This is a genomic window from Pseudoalteromonas rubra (assembly GCF_005887095.1).
In the GTDB taxonomy this organism is placed as follows: Bacteria; Pseudomonadota; Gammaproteobacteria; order Enterobacterales; family Alteromonadaceae; genus Pseudoalteromonas; species Pseudoalteromonas rubra_E.
The window spans coordinates 64,357-84,194 of the sequence record NZ_PNCI01000018.1 but is presented as its reverse complement, the minus strand read 5'-3'; the positions used below and the strand labels follow the sequence as shown (position 1 = coordinate 84,194).

Below are 19,838 nucleotides of genomic sequence, written 5' to 3'. Positions count from 1 at the left end.
GGGCTATTACGCCCGCTTTGTAGTCTACTTAACTCTCCTGCCAGATCTCCCGATAGTGTCTGTCTTCCAGCCACTGGGTAAAGTAAGTATCAAATAAACGCTCCCAGTCACCCAGCGTGATGTCATAGCGCTCTGTCAGTGCAATAAAGTTGTCCTTATCATACGGGTCCATCGGCATAAAATAGGCTTCAAACAGATATTCATCGTAGCCAGGGCGTGATGACAACAAGCCCTGCATAATGACCTGAACTTTGCCTTCACGCTGGGCCGCGTAGGCTTCACAGGCACCAATAAACTCGGCTTTATCGGTGTGCGTAAAGTGTAAACCTCGCTCAGCGGCAAAGTCATAAAAGGCCTTTATGCTCAATGGCGCTGGGTTAGCCACGTGATAGACACGATTGCGTTTTTGCGAGTCACTCATGCCGGCGACAATACAGGTAGCCGCGCGGTCAACCGGAATGATATCGAGCATGTAGGGGCTTTCAGCCGGGCGCACCTCTATGCTGAGCATCATTTTCAGGATACGGTGGAAGACATCATCCGTGTTACCAATCCCGGTTTTCGATGAGCCCGAGATTTCTGAAAAGCGGTAAACCGTGTAGGGCACACCTATGAGTGATGCCTGACGAATGTTTTCTTCCTGCACCCATTTTGACTGACCGTATCCACTGCACAGCAAGGCTGCTTCGTCTTGTGGAATAAAGGACTCTCTCGGATTAACCGAAAAGTGCGAGTCTTTGATCTGGGTGCTGGCGGTGGTGCTGGAGACAAAATGGATCATCTTCAGCGTATCCGTACAGCACAGTGTTAGCAGGGCATTGGTACCAGCCACCGACTTTTTAAAGGCAAAGTAGGGCTGGATATGGTTCACATACGAGGCTGTATGCACCACGTGTTGGATGTCCCGGCACAGTAATGCCCAGTGCTCATCGGATACACCTAAGCGGGATTGCTCCATATCTCCCGGGACAGGCACGATGCGCTCCAGATCCAGAGTCAGCGCATACTGCTTGGCATTATCGGCAATGCGAGTCAGTGCTTGCTTTGCGCTGTCGGCGCGTACCAGGCAGTATATTTTTGCTTTGGTGGTGGCCATCAGCTCTGCCAGCAGATGACTGCCTAAAAAGCCGGTTGCACCAGTGAGCAGCACATGACGGACGTCGCCCTCATAGGCATGCACTATCTCATCGGGCAGCGTCGGTAGATCAATGCCCGCATCGACAATAAACTCAGGTAACGGTGCGTCGTCTTCACGCTGAACCTGGCCATGGGCCTTGTCGATTTCGTCGATCAGTGCCTGAATGGTATTCATGTTCTTAAAGGCATCGGCCTGAATATCAATACTGAGCCGGGCTTTGAGCTGCTGGAAGGTTTTCAGCAATGAGATAGAGTCAAAGCCGTAATCATACAGATCGCAATTTAGATCCAGCTCATCGGGGGCTATTCCCAGCACCTGGCCAACAATGCTCACCACAGTGCCAGCGATATCCTGAGGCGCATCAGGAGTGTCTTCCGATACTTGTTCCAGACGCGTGTGCGTCAGGCGCTTGCGCTGCAACAGTGCTGCTGTGTTATGCATGATGCGTTCGGGCTCTGTGGTGCAAATGGCAGCCAGGGTACTGCGCTTGGTGCTGAGCAGCTTGGGCAGTTGCGCAAAGGCATCGTGCATTTGGATCAGCTGGTAGCCCTTTTTCTCGGCAAAACTGTTTTCAATGCTTTTTAGCGGATCATCTGAATGCCAGTAGCCCCAGTTAATTGCCTGGGTCTGACCATGACGTTGCCGCTTATCCACTTGTTGATTTCGGGCCCGGGCAAAGGCGTTCTGAAAGCCATTGGCGTACGAATACGACAGGTGATTCAGGCTGCCAAACACGGCCATGGAAGAGAACAGCATAAAAAAGTCCAGCTCACAGCCGCCAAGCAGGGCATCCAGCTGCTGCGTGCCTTGTACTTTGACCTGCATTGAGCGGGCAAAGTCGGCCCAGCTGTTTTCTTCTTCCGTGTAGGTGGTGCCGAGATGGAACACGCCGTTGAGCTCTAGTGACTTGTCGCTCAGTAAAGCACTGAGTTGTTCCAGCTGTTGGGCGTCGGCAATATCAAGTGCCAGGTAGTGAACTGTGCCTTTTCCGCTGAGCTTGGTCAGTTGTGGCTGTACGGTTTGCTCATCGCGCCTGCCCAGCAAAATGAGAGTGGCATCAAAATCTTCCAGCAAGCGCTGGCTCAGTGCCATACCCAGTTCGCCCAGTGCCCCTGCGATCAGATAAGTACCACTGTGACGTATTTCATACTCAGGCTGAGTTGTGTCGTTTGCGCCCGGCAGTTGCGTCAGTTGCAGTGCAAAGCGCGCACCATCGCGGTATTGCACCTGATTTGGCTGATGCGCGGTTGTGTTCAGTAAGGTGCTGGCAAACTCCTGCAGCATCAATTCGCCCAGACAAGCAGCCTCACCGAGCTGCTCGACTAGCGTCCAGCTGTGCTGCGGATTGCGCAGGTTGTAGCAACGCAGCAGGGCACTCAGGTCGTCCCGGGTTTCTGTCTGCGGGTCGGTCTGAGTGGCATAAAACAGCTGCATTGTGTGATTGTCGTGACGAGCGGTTAGCTGCATCAGCTCGAACAGGGGTTTTATCTGCTGCTGCGGCTCAAGCAATGAACCACAGCCCAGCACAAAAATGGTATCCGGCAGATCTTCAGGATCCAGCGCTGAGTTGTCCAGTTGTTCAAAGCACAGCGAAGTCACCTTACAGCCACTTGCATGTAGGGGCTTACTGAGGGTTTCAAGCTGCGCCTGGGTGTCTGAGACCAGCAAAATATGCCTGTGTGCCAGCTGTGCAGTTAGTGATGTTTGCCAGTCTTCTGGCAGAGTCAGTGCAGCCGGGTGAAATTGGTTGTCGAGCAGCAGCCAGGGACTTGTTTGTTCAGCCTCAACTGCGTTTTTGCTGATAAAAGACGTACCAGGCAGATGCAGTTTTGGCAAAGGAGTTGGGTAAAGCGGCTGCCAGCTCACGACTTTGCCGGATTGCCACAGGCGCACTATGGCGGCATATTCCTGGGTTTGATGCAGTGTCAGCAACTGCTCTGCTGTTAGCTGCTCGTTGGTGTTATGGCTAACTTTCTGGGTTTGGTCAGGCACGGCTTCGCTCAGGGCGGTGCGCAGCGCGTCCAGTGAGGACACTACCCAGCCGAGTCTGTATGCCTGTGCCGTGCGGCCCAGCGCTAAGGTCGCGGCCAGCTGCGTCAGTATTTGCGGCGTGTCTGGCAAAGTCGCAACATGATTGGAAAGCTCTGCGACTTTTTGCGCCAGTGCTGCTTTGCTGGTGGCCGAGAGCACCACCATCGCCGGGGCGTCCGGCAAAGCTGTGTGTTGCTCAGTGATGTTCGGCTGATACTCTTCGAGTACCACATGAGCATTCACGCCACTGATCCCAAAGGCGCTGACGGCTGCGCGCCTTGGTGTATCGCCGTGCTCCCAGGGCTGCGCCTGGGTTTGTACCGCAAGCGGCGTATCCTCGAGCGCCAGATAGGGGTTAAGTGCATGCACATGAAGCGACGGCACCAGAGTCTGATGCTTAAGTTGCAAAACAACCTTGATAAGCCCTGCGATACCGGCGGCAATTTCGGTATGACCTATGTTGCTTTTCACTGAGCCCAGCGCACACTGCGTCGGCCACTGATGTGTATTAAAGGCTGCTTTGAGCGCATCCAGCTCAACCGGATCGCCAAGCGTGGTGCCGGTGCCATGACACTCGATGTAGCTGAGTGTGGCTGGGTTTATGTTGGCGTTGCGCCAGGCTTTATCCAGTAGCTGAGTTTGTGCCCGGGCATTGGGCACGGTAAAGCCCTGTGATTTTCCGCCATGGTTAACCGCCGACCCCAGCAAGGTGGCGTAAATGGCGTCCTGATCGCGCTCGGCTGCCGAGCGCTTTTTCAGCATGATCATGCCAACGCCTTCGCCCCGCACTATGCCATCGGCATCGGCAGCAAAGGTTTTACATCGTCCATCCGGCGACAGCGCACCTATCTCCTGCATCGCCAAGGAGGCGGTGGGGGTGTCTATGATATTGACGCCACCCACAATGGCCTGCTCACACTCACCCAGGCGGATCGCCGCCATGGCCTTATGTACAGCAACCAGCGATGATGAACAGGTGGTATCTACCCCTTCGCTCGGGCCGTGCAGGTCGAGGAAGTAGCTCATGCGGTTTGGCGCAAATGCCGGGGAGGTGATCAGCCCTTCGTGATATCCAGACTGACAGCCAATAAACAACCCGGTGCTGGTGCCTGCCAGCGACTTTGGATCGTATCCGGCATTTTCAATACACTGCCAGACATGCATCATCAGCAGGCTTTCCTGTAACTGAATGCGCTCACACTCTGCCGGGGCAATATTGAAGAACAAGGGGTCGAACTCGGTGTCGCGTCGCAGACGGCCCAGCCAGTTAATTTCGCCGGGCCAGCTGAGCTCGCTGTCTTGCGGCTGTGGCCAGCTGTGGCGGGTCACACAGTCTTTGCCTGTGCTCAGGTTGTGCCAGAATTCGTCGAGGTTACTCGCCTCGGGGAAGGCGGCGCTGATCCCAATAATGGCAATCGCTTCATCATTTGAGGCATTCACCGGGGCTTGTTCTGCTACTGTATCCGTTGAGCTTGTTTGCGTCTCGTTAGTCGTGGCGATCAGCGTATCGCCATACTCGGCGATAATATGGGCTCTGAGGCTGTTCAGGGTCGAGTGCATAAACAGCACGCTGGGCGAAAGCTCAAGCTGATAGCGGCTGTTGAGCTGATTGATAAAGGTAATAAAGGCAATGGAGTCTGCGCCGAATTCGCCCAGATCGGTATCTCCATCCAGTGTATCCGGTTGCACGCCAAGTAAAGCCGCTACCATAGTGCTCAGCTGCTCTGTCAGCGCAGCGTCCAGTGCGGCTTCACTGCTAAACTGGGCTGCTGGTGTAGCGGTGTCACTGACTTGCTCATGGTTTGGGTCGGCCGGGGTATATTGCACCAGCGTCTGAGGTTGTTGCAGTGCCCGGTAAAAAGCGTCTATGCCACTGTTGGTGGGCATGGCCGTATCCGTATGGGCAAACTGGGCATTGCGCTGCATACCGCCGTCTTGCCAGAAAGGCCAGTCGATACTGGCGCTCAGGCCGTGACGCTCACCACTGGCAACCAGGGCATGACGCTGGTGCATATAGCTGTCGAGAAACGCATTGGCTGTGGCATAGTCGCATTGAGAGGCGGCACCTTGTACGCCACTGAGCCCGGCAAAGCAGGCAAAGAAGTGCAGCGGCAGATCTGCTGTGGCCTCATCCAGCGCCACCACGCCCGTGACTTTAGGTGCCAGCACCTGCGCAAAGGAGGTCGGGGTTTTGTTGCACAGCAAGGTATCCTGCACTATGCCGGCCGCATGGATCACGCCATGGAGCGCACCAAATTCGTGCACTATGTCGCGCACCAGCAGCAAGGTATTCATCTTCTGAGCCACATCCAGCTGACGATAAACCAGTTGCACCTGACCTTGCTTAAGGTTACGCAGCTGCGACTCTACCTGAGCGTCGTCGGCGGCTCGGCGACCTGTTACGACCACTGTGGTGGCAAACCGTAAAGCGGCCAGTTCGGCAATAAAGTGACGACCAATGCCACCGAGCCCGCCGGTGATAAGATACACGCCTTCGGGCTGCCACGCACTGACCGGGTTCACATCGTTCACTGGCTGATAGCCCAATACAGTGCGGCTTGTGCCCTGATAAGCAATGACGGAGTCGGGCGCATTGCGGTTATTGGTCAGCAGAGTGTACAGCGTATCTGAACTCAGTGTCGGGTCTACCAGCAACAGCTGTGTGCGCAGCATAGGGTGTTCAATGCTGGCGGTTTTCAGCAGGCCGTGCAGACAACTGTTGAGGTTAGCCAGCGGCTCGGCCTGAGTGTTGCCTATCACCAGCTGTAACAGGGTCGGCTGTCTGGTTTTCGCGAGAGACTGTATGATGTCGAGCAGCTGAGTTCCATAGTCGCTGACCTGCTGCTCCGGTGCGTAATGGCTTGAGCTAAGCACTTGGGTGATGGCACCGGCGACTTCCAACTCCGGCAGGTCGCACAGCACCACACAGTGTGACGATGTACTGTCGGGCGCAACTGTCTCATTGTTTGTCACCACAGGCTGGGTGCGCCACTTTGGCACACTCAGCGTGCATGGGACCAACTCTTCTGTTTGAGTCTGGCTCAGGCCGAGCGTGTATGGCTTCAGATCAAAGGGATAAGTGGGCAGGCTCAGTTTGCTGATTGCCTGACCCTGATACATAAAGCCCCAATCCTCAAAGCCGCTGTCCAGCCAGTGGCTCAGAATAGCCTGATAGTCGCCCTGAGCAAGCCAGCTGGCCGGTGTGCCAGTGGGAACTGGGTTCAAAGGTGTTTGTTCACTCCTTGCCAGGTAATGTGTCAACTGAGTTTTAAGCTCGTTTAGAGAAGACACCACAAAGCCTGCGCGATGTACCATCACCTGGCGGCCGGTTTGCAGGGTGTAGGCTAGGCTAACTCTCAGCGCATCATCGCACAGGGTACGCTCAAGCCAGTTCAACAGCTCACTAACCTGACGTTGCAGTACTTCTGGTGTGGCTGCCGACAGCACCACGATTGAAGGTTGACTGCTTAGCGCACTCTGTGTTTGCACAGCCGGAGCTTCTTCCAAAATGGCGTGGGCATTGGTGCCGCCAATACCAAATGAGCTGACCGCAGCTCGTCTTGGTAACAAAGGGGTTTCCCACAAGCGCGTACTGTCGACGACATAAAACGGCGAGTTAGCCAGGTCCACATGTGGATTCGGCTCACTGTAGTGCAAGGTGCCGGGCAGCAGTTTGTGATGCAGCGACAAGCTGGTTTTCACCAGTCCGGTAAGCCCTGCCAGGGTGTCTGTATGACCCAGGTTCGATTTTACGGCACCCAGCCCACAATATTGTTTTGCTTCACTATGCGGCTGATAAACCTGTTGCAGCGCAGCAAATTCAATGGGATCGCCCAGCGCGGTGCCGGTGCCATGGGCTTCGACATAACTGATACTCGCCGGTGAGACGTCGGCGCTTTGCAGTGCCTGGGTGATCACCTGCATCTGGCCTTCGGTGCCCGGGGCAAAGAAACCGGCCTTGTTGTTGCCATCGTTGTTCACCTTCACCGCCTTAATCAGGCTGTAAATGTGATCGCTATCCTGGGTTGCCTCATCGGCCCGTTTGAGCACCACCACAGAGACGCCATTGCCGCCTATCATGCCATCGGCTTGGGCATCAAAGACTTTGCAGCGCGCATCGGGGGCAAAGTTGAGGCCTTTTTCTATTTTGTATCCTGTGGTGCGCTGCGGGAATAAACAGGCTGCGCCGACAATGGCGTAGTCTATGTCACCGGCTTTAAGCGCCGAGCAGGCCAGTGCCAGTGCGCTCAGGGATGAAGAACAATTGGAATGCACAAACAGACTTGGGCCGGTCAGACCCAGATGATAGGAAATACTGGTTGCCAGCGTGCCGGGCTGATTCAGCGTTGATGCAACATAGTCCTCGGCATTGAGGACAAACTCCCCGTTGCTGAATTTGTCATGCAGGTTAAGATCGGTCAGGTCGCCGCCTGAGGCGGAAATATACACGCCGGTGTTGGGCATTTGGTCACAGCGATAACCGGCGTCTTCCACCGCTTTCCAGGCATGCAGTAACAGCTGGCGCTGTGCATAGCTCATGGTACGGGCTTGTTTTTCCGAGAGATTAAAAAAGCCGGGGTCGAATTCATCCTGGCCTTCAACCCAGGTATCGAGCCTGATCATAGACGCGTCTGACTCGGCTCTGTGGCTGTGGCGAACTAGGTTTTTGCCTTCAATGAGGTTTTGCCAGAATGTCTGTGCGTCGGGGGAGTCCGGGTAATGACAGGATAAGCCTATCATGGCGATGGCCTGATCAGCGGTTGTCGGCTTTGCAGGGGGCACCGGCTCTGGTGCTTGTACATGCGCAGCAATTGGGCTGGTGACTTTGGCAGATAAATAATCGCACTGGGCGTTAATGGTGCTGTACTGAAACACCTCCGTCAGCGGCAGGTCGATATTGAACCTGGCGCTCAGTTTGGTGGCCAGTACATTGGCCAGCAGGGAGTCGCCCCCAACCGTGAAAAAGGGCGCATCCGGCGCAACCTGACTCACGTCCAGCACATCACACCATATAGCTGAGACCTCGGCGTGTATGTTTTGCTCCGGTACGGCTGCGCTGAGGCTTGCTTCTAAAGTTGAGAGGGCTGCCTGCGCGGTGTGTGAGTTAAACGGCAACTGGCTGAGCAGCGCCTGTTTATCCACTTTGCCATTGTTGGTCAGCGGCATCGCGGGCACTGAGACAAAATACGCCGGCACCATGTATTCGGGCACAAGCTTTAACAATTCGGCACGGATCGCTTCATCGGATAGCGGCACCTGGGTGACCAGGTAGGCCACCAGCACGTCACCATGACGTTTGCTGGCAGCCAGCACGCAGGCATCCTGAATGGCCGGGTTGCTCAGCAGGGCGTGTTGTACTTCGCCCAGCTCTATGCGGTGTCCGCGGATCTGAACCTGATCGTCGCAGCGGCCCAGGTATTCATATTGGCCCTGTCCATTAAGGCGTGCCAGATCGCCGGTACGATAGAGGCGCTCCTCGCTTTGCCCGGCAAGCGGATTAGGGATGAAGCGCTCTGCGGTCAGTACCGCTCTTTGATGATACCCCCGGCTGACGCCGCAGCCTCCAACATACAATTCGCCGGGCTGACCCGCCGCGACAGGACTGTGTTGTTCATCCAGTAAGTACAGGCGATAGCCGGGCAATGGCTTTCCTATGATGCTCTTACCCGGGTTCTGTTCGACCAGCTCGCGGGTAATTTCCATCTCGGTAACGTGCACTGTGGTCTCTGTGATGCCATACATGTTGACCAGCTTGGGTAGCGGCTGTGCTGCCTCAAACCAGGGCATGAGTTTACTCAGCTCTAGTGCTTCACCGCCAAAAATCACGGTACGCAGAGAATGTGTCAGCGCCGGTTGCGCCAGCAAATGCGTCATCAGCGGATAAAACGCCGATGGCGTCTGATTTAAAATGCTTACCTGATTGTCGTGAATAAAGCGCGCGAACGCAGCACTGTCTTTTTTGCAGGCATCATCCACGATCACCAGTTTGCCGCCATGGGCCAGTGCGCCCCAGATCTCCCAGACCGAAAAATCAAACGCAAACGAGTGGAACAGGCACCAGGTATCCTGGGCATTAAACCCAAACCCAGGCTGGGTGTTGTTCAGTAAAGCGGTAATGTTGCTATGCTCAACCAGCACGCCTTTGGGCTGACCCGTCGAGCCCGAGGTATAGATGATATAGGCCAGCGCTTGCGGCGCCAGCGCTATGCCCGGAGCGGTAACGGGTGCCATCGTGCTGCTTTGCAGGCAGTCACTGAGGCGATATACCTGGCTGTGCGCGACAGGCAGTGTTAGCTCGTCGCTCATCAGTACCAGCGCCGGATCGGCATCGGCCAAAATAAAGCGGGCTCTGTCCTCTGGTGAGCTGGGGTCTACCGGCACGTAGGCACTGCCGGTTTTCAGCACCGCCAGCATAGCGATTATCATTTCCACACTTGGGCGCAACAATAGGGCAACCCGGCTGCCGGGCCGCGCACCTCTGGCAATTAAGGTATGGGCCAGCTGGTTTGCCTGCTGCTCCAGTGCCTGATAACTCAGCGTGGCACCGGCAAACGAGACTGCCGTCTGGGTCGGGTGCTGCGCGGCCTGTAAGGTGAAGCTGTCTAGCAAAGTTGCGGGTTTTGTGCTCGGTGTCTGTGGCTGACCGTCGGGTGGTAAGTCACCGCTTAGCAGCACATCTTCCAGCAGCTGCACATAACTATCTGCCAGGGTTTGCACGGTATGGCGCTCATAAGCGCGGGTCGCAAATTTAAAGGCCAGCTGATAGCTGCAACCCAGCGGGGTGACCTCCAGGCTCAGGTCCAGCTCAGCATCCTGCTGGAATTCTTGCCACAGCGCCCCCAGTAGCGCCTGATTGTCCTCTACCCAGTCGGCCTGAATAAAGTTATGGCAGGCATAGCCTATCTGAAACAGCGGGTGAACACCTGGTATACGTGGCGCATTGACGGCGCTGAGCAGCTCAGACAAGGGCAGGGCGCTGTGACTGATCACGGCGTCCAGTTGTGTCTGGTTCGCCCGTGTCTGGCTGACAAAATTTGTGCTGTTATTGCGGGTCAGTGGCAGTGGCAATTGATTCACAAACAGGCCCAGCGACTGCGCCATACTGGCTTTGGGTCGTTGCATCACAGGCGTGCCCAGTATTATCTCATTGCGACCAGTGAGACGGCTCAGTAACGTCTGAAACACGGTTAAGAAAAACACCGAGGTGCTGAGTTTGTGACGGGCTAAAAACTGCTCAAGTTGCTGCTCAGTGCGGGCTGGCAAGTTGAGCGTCACGCGCGCACTGTTTGGCTCGCCCGGGTTTACTTGCGTTGTGCGTTTTCCAGGCAGGGGCAGTGGTGTGTGCGCAGGATTCAGTGACTGCTGCCAGAAGTGTTTCAGCGTGTCTGCACTTGGACTGGCCAGCAGCTGCTGCTCCCAGTCAAGGTAGTCGAAAAAGCCCAGGTCGGGCGCTGCCGTTGGTGCGCCTTCATAATAGGCCTGCCATAGCTGAGACAGCAGCTGGGTGGCGGAGACCCCATCGATGATCAGATGGTGCAGCACAATTACCATTACATGGCGTGACTGAGCGCCCGACGCCACTTGCCAGGCGCTTGCGCGTAGCAATGGTCCTGATAGGTCAAAAGGCACCGCAATGGTCTGTTGTATTGCATCAGTCAGGGCTGCCTTAGAGGTCGGTGCCAGAGACGTTTGCTCAATCCGGATTGTGTCCGGATGGATCTGTTGCGTGGGTCTGCCATCCGTTTCGTGAATACGCAGACGCAGCACCGGGTGGCGCTGGCAAAGACTGTCCAGTGCTTGTTGCATACGGGCAACATCCAGGCTGGCAAGCTCGAATACCAGCGGGATATTGTAGCTGCACAGCGTCGGGTTTTGCTTGTGCAGCAGCCACAGACCCTGCTGGGCTTTTGATAGTGGCAGTTGCCCTAATGGCGCTTGTTGGCTGAGCGGCTCTTCGTGTGTTACCTGCACCGTGGCGATATTGGGTTGCTGTTTAACAAGGTAAGCATGCAACTGGTTGAGGGTTTTCACCTCAAATAACAGCGCTGGTGGCAGAGCGTCCAGGCCAAGCTGAGGATCGGCCTCAAGCTGCTGCACCACGGACATCAGCATAATGGAATCAAAGCCCATATCTCTAAAGTCGAGGTCGCTGTCGAGTTCTTCCACCGGCAGTTTACTGACTTGCGCCACCACGGCTTTCAGGTGGTCCATTAACGCACTATCACTCAGCGTGGCCGTGTTGTGTGCTGCGGGTGTCTGGGCGTTAACTTTGGCTTGCGGGGTTATCCAGCGTGTGAGCTTGTCCGGGTTACCGTATAAAAAGCACTGTTGTGTATGCGGCTTAGCAAACAACTGGTAAAAGGCCTTCAGGCCCAGCTCATCAGGCATGGCGGCAAGGCCCTGCGAGCGCAGCAAACTTTGTTTAACGGCGTCCATTTGCATGCCGCCTTGTGCCCACAGCGGCCAGTTTACCGACAGGCTTAGACCATGGCGCTGACCCTGCTCACCCCATTGCTGGCGCTTGAGCATATAGGCATCCAGGAAAGCATTAGCGGTGGCATAATCGGCCTGACCAGGGTTACCAAAGCACGCAGCGATAGACGAAAAGCTGATAAAGAAATCCAGCGGTACTGCTTTGCTGGCCTTATCCAGCGCCATCACCCCCGAGACTTTAGGGGCCAGCACGCGCTGGACTGCCTGCGGAGTTTTGCTTGCAATCAGTTGGTCGTCAATCACACCAGCGCTGTGCAAAATCCCGGTCAGGGCACCGTGCTGTGCACCAATGCGGTTAAGCAGCTCAGCACACTGGGTTTGAGTGCTGATATCGGTTTGGTAATAATGAATTCGGCTTGTATCTCCTGGCATCCCGAGCGATTCAGGCGCGGTGCGACGACCTGTGATAATCACCTGAGCGTGGCGGGTTTGAGTCAGGATCTCTTTGGCAAAGCACTGACCCAGCTGGCCAAGACCGCCGGTGATCAGATACAGGCCATTTTCTTTCCACGGCATCAAAGCTGGCGCGTCGCTGTGTTGTGGCGTCAGCGTTTGTACTTCACACTGACCCTGAGCAAAACGCAGCACTTTGTGTTGGGTATACTGGCTTGCCTGAACAAGGTGCGCCGCAGATTGTGCATTGGTATCGCTCTGTACCAGCTGCACACTCAGTAAGTGATGCTCCAGTGCGGCGGTTTTCAGTACTCCTGCCAGCGCCATCAGCAGCGGTTCGTTTGCTGGCACGAGCAGCTGGATAAGCAAAGGCTCAGTGGTGCTGGCAAGCTGTTTGATATGTGCAATCAGGGCGATGGTCAGTGCTTCAATACGCTGTGCTGTGTCACCTGATGTATCTTGCAGCACAATGGCATCTGGCATGTCGTTGTGTGGAGCCAGCGCGATGACCCGGCGTTTGCCAGACCAGCTTGCCTGTGAAGTCACATCCAGCGGTTGCCACTGCGGGATGAGGTGCAACAGCGAGTCTTCTGCGATGGCAGTCGGTACCGATTGTGGGTTCGTCTGCTTGAGTTTGGGAGCCCCGCTGAGCCAGTATGGAGTGCTGGCAAACGGATAAGTCGGCAGGCGCAGTAAGGTTGGCTTAGCGGCGTAAAACGCAGACCAGTCGAGTTCGGCGCCGACCACCCATAAAGCGAGTAGCTTGTTCAGCTCACCGGCTTGCGTCCAGCGGTTAAAATCGTCTTTATCCAGCGCCGCCAAAATGGCTTTGCCTTGTTTACTGTTGCCCTGTTTGTAGGTGCCTGCTTGTTGATTGGCAAAGTCACTGAGCTGGGTGTGTACCTGGGCCAGCGTGTGGGCAACAAAGGCCATACGACAATCCATCGCTTCACGCGCGCTTTGCAGCGTATACGCCAGCGATTCAAGCGCGCTGTCATCCAGTTGCGTCTGAGCGAGCCAGTCCGCTAGTTTGCGGGCTTTGTCGCGCAGCACCTCGGGAGATTTGGCCGACAGTGCAATGATCACCGGCTGTGCGCTGGCGACTTGCACTGCGGTTTTTGTCGGCTGATATTCTTCGAGGATCAGGTGTGCATTGGTGCCACTGAAACCAAATGAGCTGACACCGGCGCGCCGCGGATGGCCATCCGGCACAGTCCAGGGTTGGGTTTCCTGCGCGACATAAAACGGCGTATCCTGCCAGTCGATATGACTGTTACCCTGCTGATAATGCAGTGAAGCAGGAATGGTTTTGTGCTGCATGGCGAGGATGGTTTTGATCACACCGGCGACGCCTGCGGCGGTCAGGCAGTGGCCGATATTGGTTTTGACCGACCCCAGAGCACAGAACTGGCTGCGCGGGGTTTCCGCACGAAATGCCCGGGTCAGGGCCTGAAATTCAATGGGGTCACCGAGCTTGGTCCCGGTGCCATGGGCTTCAATCAGGCTCAGAGAGTCCGGAGCAATATCAAATTGCTCGTAGATACGGCTATGTAACTGTTGCTGAGAAACTGAGCTAGGCGCGGTGATCCCGCTGGTGGTGCCGTCCTGATTGGTGGCTGAGGCTAAAATGACCCCCAGAATGTGATCGCCCTCACGCTCTGCATCACTCAGGCGTTTTAATACCACCACGCCGACACCTTCACCCGGCACAAAGCCATTGGCTCTGTCGTCAAAGGTATAGCAGGTGCCATCGGCACTGAGCATGCCTGCCTTACCGGCATGTTGTGAAAACTGCGGGGTGCATAAGGTGGCAACGCCCCCGGCCAGTGCCGCGTCTATTTCGCCATTTTTCAGCGCCTGACAGGCACTGTGCATGGCCACCAATGACGATGAGCAGGCGGTGTCTATGGCCAGCGCCGGCCCCTTGAGGTTCAGATAATAAGAGACCCGCGCCGGGATCACCGAACCGGCATTGCCCCAGAACAACTGCGCCGGAGCATCCTGGGGTGCCAGCGAGGCATAATCGCCCTGCGCGCAGCCCAGATAAACGCCGGTATTGCTGCCCGCAGCCTGAGTGATCATGTTAGCGTCTTCCAGCGCCCGGTAGGCCTCCTGTAAAAAAAGGCGCTGCTGCGGATCCATCACCTCAGCTTCTTGTGGTGTGATGGAGAAAAACGGCGCGTCAAAGCTGGCGATGTCATCCAGCAAGCTGGCATAACGACACCAGTTTTGTGCCTCGGGTGACAAGTTGCTCAGATCCCAACGTTGCTGCGCACGCACCGAGGTACGCTTGTTGCTCAGCATCTCCCAGAACTCGTCGACATTGCTCGCATCACCAAACTGACCACTCATGCCCACGATGGCAATTTTGTCTGCGTTGTTATGACTGGTTTTGTGAGCCGGTTTTACTTCATCTGTAGCGGGTTGAATCGACTTTGGCGCAGCCTGTTGTGTAGTCGCCATTGCAGGCTGCGTTTTGTGCATGAGAGCCATTGCCTTATCGCTGTGCTCAGCCACTATGTGCGCGCTCAGCGTCGCGATGGACGGAAAGTCGAACAATAAGGTTGGCGGCAGGCTCAGAGTAAAACGGGCATTGATCTCATCGAGGATCTGAATGGCCAGGATCGAATCCACGCCGTAATCGGCAAACGAGTCATCCGGGTCTAATTCATCCGCCGTCATGCTCAGCGCCTGGCTGGCGATCCCTGCGAGGGTTTGGGCGACGAAATCGCTCAGGGTTGCGCTGTCTGTTGCTGGCTGCGAGTCGGTCTGTGTCTGTTCGGGTTGTTGCATCGCTGTATTGTGGTTTGAAATTGGTGTCGTCTGTTGAGCCGGTTTTGCGCGTTGCTGCACCAAACGGCCATTACTTTGCGCGCACAGCACTTGCTGTGGTGATTGCGCGTCTGTGGCAGAGGCTGTCAGTTCAAAGCCATTGCTGCTTAGTAACTGCTGCCAGCGCGGCTGCGACAACAAAGGAGAGCCTGGCAGGCGCAGCGTGGTGTCTTTGCTCAGCCACCAGCCTTCGAGCAGGCCAAAGGTCAGCTGAGTAAACAGCGATGGCTGAGTCACTTCGTTGATTAATAACAGACCACCGCGCTTCAGGCATGCCTTGGCGTTGTTCAGTGTGCTCAGCATGTCAGGAGTGGCGTGCAGCACATTGGTGGCAATCACCACGTCATAGCTGGCTAAGTCAATTTGCTGTTCAGTGAGAGGCTTGCTGACGTCAAAATAGGCGGTCTGCACAAAAGGATAGTCTGGCTGAAATTGTGCTTTGGCATGGCTGAAAAAGGCCTGCGACAAGTCAGTGTAAGCGTATTCAGTGACAGTAAAATTGCGCAATTTGGGCAGTACAGTACGCGTGGTGCCGCCGGTACCTGCGCCAATCTCCAGGATCCTAATGGGCTGCTCACCTAAACTTGCCAGATAGTGGGTAAGTTGGGTAACCAGCGCCTTATTGGCATGCATGGCCACCGGGTTATCCCGGTATACCGATTCAACCAGTGTCAGTGATCCGCCGGGAAACAGCACGTCGGTGGCTTTACGCTGGCCGGATAAAATCTCGGGCAGTGCCGCCAGCGCCGCGTTGAGCAGCGCATAGTCATCCTGTTCCAGTACGGTCAGATTGGCTGGCGGCTCGGGCAGAGTCAGCTCGTCGTTTTGTAGTAAACCGGCCTCGTTCAGGTAGCGTGCGGTTTCCTGCCACCATAATTCAAAGTAATCCGGCAAGGCTGATAGCGCCTTGGTGCGCTCAGTCGGATGCTGCCAGCCTGCACTGATAAGTGCCTGGCACAACGCATAAAGGATCTCGGTGTCAGCAGGTTGGGTATCGAGTGCCAGCGCAGGAGCAGCTTGCTCAGACTGAAATGCGTTATAACTGGACTCTGAAGAATAGCTGCTGCGCACCAGCGCCGCCTGTGCCCGCTCTGGTATCATTTTCACCACACCGACCTGCGTCAGCGATGAAGACATGAACTTTGCCAGTGCCGCCATGCCTGATTGCGCGTCGACAGAGCCAATCCCGGCCTGGCGCATTTTACGCTGATAATACGGGTCGCTGACCCGGCCAACATCGCCCCAGTAACCCCAGTTAACCACCTTGATTGGCAGCTCTGCACTGGCCGAGCGGGCCAGACTGTCCAGATACTGACAGCCCGCAGCGTAATTACTTTGGCCAGGTGCAGGCGAGAAAGACTGCATTGAAGAGAACAGCAGTACAAAGTCGAGTGGCTGGTCTTTGCACACGCTCAGTAAGGTTTCACCACTGGCCTGTTTAGCCTGATAAGCTCTCAGGAACTGAGCGTCGTCCATGTTGGCCAGGCCCTGATCTTCCAGATGCAACACAGAATGCACCACGCCATGGAGCTGCCCATAGTCTTGCTCAATGGTGTGCATCACGGCACGCATGGCCGCTTCATCGCAGGCATCGGCCTGAATATACTGCGGTGCAGGGCCTAATTCACTCAATCGGCTGATTGCCTGCTCAATATCTTCATTCAGCGCACGGCGGCCAACCCAGACAACTTGTGCCTGATACTGGCGGATCATCCATTCACTCCAGACCTGACCCAGGCCGCCTGCGCCGCCCAGCACCAGGTAGACGCCATCCTGGCGATAGGCTGACTTACCTGAATCCAGGTAGGTGTGCTCGCAGGCGCTGAAGGTATGCCAAATGTCGTTGCGGTGCGCATAAAAGCCCGCAGGCAAGTGAGTCGCCTGTTGCCAGTGGCTTGTCTCCTCACTGTCTGTGGTACTCAAATCGACAATGCGCACGTGCCAGCGTGGGTACTCCTGAGCCACGCTTTGCAGCAATCCAGTCAGCCCGGCGCCGTGTGCCTCGACGGTTTCGTCATACACTTGCTGCGTCTGGAAGGTAAGCAAAGTGATGGCCAGCGGCTCTGTGCCTTTACCTTGTTCGATCAGGGCTTTCAGGTGAGTAAACAGTTTTAATGGCTCTGCGTACTCGTCCTTGGCTACCCACAACAGGTGATCAGCAGGCTCAGCCAAGTCTGCACACCAGGCTGGTTTGAGCGACGCGGGCCCCTGATAATCAAAGCGGTATTGAGTCGTTTCAGCAGGTGGCAGTGTTGTCAGATGTTGCCAGCCTGGAAGTACCGTAAACAGCTGAGTCGCATCGGTATCGTGCGCCATTGAGCGGGTCGAAAATCCACGCAGACGCACATACACCGCACCTTGTTCATCGCAGATATCGACATCAAACTTCTGGCTGCTGGCATCAGCATGGGTGGTTTGGGTCGCACAGGCTATCAGTGTTTGACCCGATGGCAGCGGCGTGAGTAATTCAGCCTGTTCCAGTGCAAAGGGCAATCCCGGGCGGGCATCTTGTGCAAAACCCAACAGGGTATGCAGGGCGCTGTCGAGTAGCTCGGGGGCAAAGGCAAAGTCGGGGGCAATAACCGGGTTGAGCTCGCCTTGTGCCTGTTGGTCTGCCACAGATAATGTAGTGATGCGCTGAAAAGCCGGGCCATAGTCAACGCCTGCGGCGCTAAATTGCTGATATAACTCAGAGGCTGCGACTGTGCGGGCGTCAGGTTGTGCTTCGATGGCGCGCGTTGTGACGCTGTGCTCTGTAACCTCAGCCTGGCCGCTGGCATACACCTGGCGCGTATCGTGTGCTTCACGGTATAACTCAAATGTTACCCGATCACCGGTTTGTTTTAGCGACAAATAAACCGGGCCGCTTTGCGCGTCAACGGTTACCGGTCTGCGCCAGTTCACCTGACTCAGGCGCAGCGACTGGTTATCCGCCAGCTGGCCCGACAAAGTCATGGCGCCATGGACCATTTCAAGCGTACAGACGCCGGGCAGCATAGCCTGGCCCTGCACCTGGTGGTCGCGTAAAAAGTACTCATTGCCAGTAAAGTCACTGGCAAAGATCAGCTCACCCAGCGCCGGTATACTGCGATGCAGCAGCGGATGCAGGTGTGAGAGTTGCGCCGCGTCTTCTGCGTCGAGCCAGTAGGGTTTATGCTCAAACGGATAGGCAGGCAAGCTAATACGTTGCGGGCAGAGGTTGCTATAGCCGGCTTGCCAGTCGATGATATCGCCCTGTACCCAGCCGGTTATGCGCGCAGCGAGTGTTTCGTGAGTGACCTCGCTCTGCTCTGTAGTGGCGGCAACTTTACTATAGTGCCAGTCGCCAGCTTCACCGGTAACAAACTTGCTCAGTTGCACTTTGACAGAAGCCAGTGAGTCTGTGGCAAATCCCATCCGGTGTTTCATCGACTCCCGGCCCATCGCGAGGGTATAACTTAAATCTCGTAGCTCAACCGGGTTATCCGACTCAAGATAGGCAAGTAAATCTTCGGCACGTTGCGTGAGCGCGGTCCGGGTTCTGGCCGATAGTACAATCGGCAGGGCGGTGTCTAACGCTGGGCGCTCTGGGTTGAGGCGTTGTGGTGATTCTAAGATCACATGGGCATTCACCCCGGCAAAGCCAAAGGAGGATATTCCGGCAAGGCGCTGCTCGCCTGTCCAGGGCATACACTCGGTGGCTAACTTAAACGGTGATTTCTCCAGAGAGATTTTCGGATTCAGCGTCTCGAAGTTTTGCAGCGGTGGCACCTGCTCATGTTCAAAGGCCAGCAAGGTTTTGATCACTCCGGCAATACCAGCGGCCGACTCTAAATGGCCGATATTGGTTTTCACGGTGCTGAGATAGCAAGGCGCATCGGGCGTTTGCTGTTTACTGGCGCGAAAGGCGCGTTTCAGGCCCTGGATCTCCAGTGGATCCCCCAGCACGGTGCCGGTGCCATGTAATTCGACAAAGCCAATTTGATCAGAGCCAACCCGGGCATTGTCGATGGCTTGTTGGATCACCCGCGACTGTGAAAACGGGCTCGGTGAGGTCAGGGTATTGGTTTTGCCTGAGTGCCCCACAGCGCTACCTTTGATGATGCCATAGATGGTGGCATTCAGCGCTTTGGCAGTCTCTACCGGCAGCAATAACACCATGCCGACGCCTTCGCCACGGACATAACCATCGGCCTCGGCATCCAGGGTTTTACAGCGCCCCTGCGGCGAGAGTACACCCAGCTTACTAAAGCTGACATAGCGGTTTTTGGTGATCAGCAGGTTGACGCCACCAACCAGCGCCGCACTGATCTCGCCAGAGCGAAAGTCATTCATGGCCTTGTGAATGGCCACCAGAGACGAAGAGCAGGCAGTATCGACGGTTTCACTGGGCCCCTGAAAATTAAAATAGTGCGAGATGCGGTTAGCAAACACCCCGGTCGACATGCCGGTCAGAAAGTGCGGGTCGATATTGCCGGTCGAAAACTCCTGATAGTCGGTATTGCTGCACCCCAGATAGACACCGGTGGCGGTATTTTTAAACTGCGATGGCGTGAGCCCCGCATCTTCAAAGCAGGCCCAGGCCAGCTCCATACTCAGGCGCTGCTGGGGATCCATACTCTGGGCTTCTTTGGGGGAGATGGCAAAAAAACCGGCATCAAATCCGGCGATATCGCCAATAAAGCCACCCCATTTGCTGATGGACTTTTGCGCTTGTTTATCAGGCTTTGGATCGTAGTATTTTTTCCAGTCCCAGCGCTCAACGGGCACTTCGCTGATACTGCTGATTTTATGACTGAGGTTGTGCCAGAACTGATGTTTGTTATCGGCGCCCGGAAAACGCAGAGACAGGCCGACGATGGCAATATCCGGTGTCTTGTCTGGCAACGAGGGAGTCTGCGGGTTGTGTTTGCTTGTCATGATCTGTCTCGATAAACGTCTAGTCGGGCTGTGCGAACGCTGTTGTTTGAGC

1 protein-coding gene is annotated in these 19,838 nt (G+C 55.7%); it reads right to left on the bottom strand.

The window, feature by feature from the left end:
- Positions 1-28 precede the first annotated feature (28 nt).
- A complete protein-coding gene (locus tag CWB99_RS08960) occupies positions 29-19,786 on the bottom strand; it encodes a non-ribosomal peptide synthetase (RefSeq protein ID WP_138551103.1) in 19,758 nt (6,585 codons plus the stop codon).
- Positions 19,787-19,838: the final 52 nt, after the last annotated feature.

Excerpts from the sequence above, each read along its gene's own strand:
- CWB99_RS08960 (WP_138551103.1), bottom strand. The coding sequence starts at position 19,786 with ATGACAAGCAAACACAACCCGCAGACTCCCTCGTTGCCAGACAAGACA.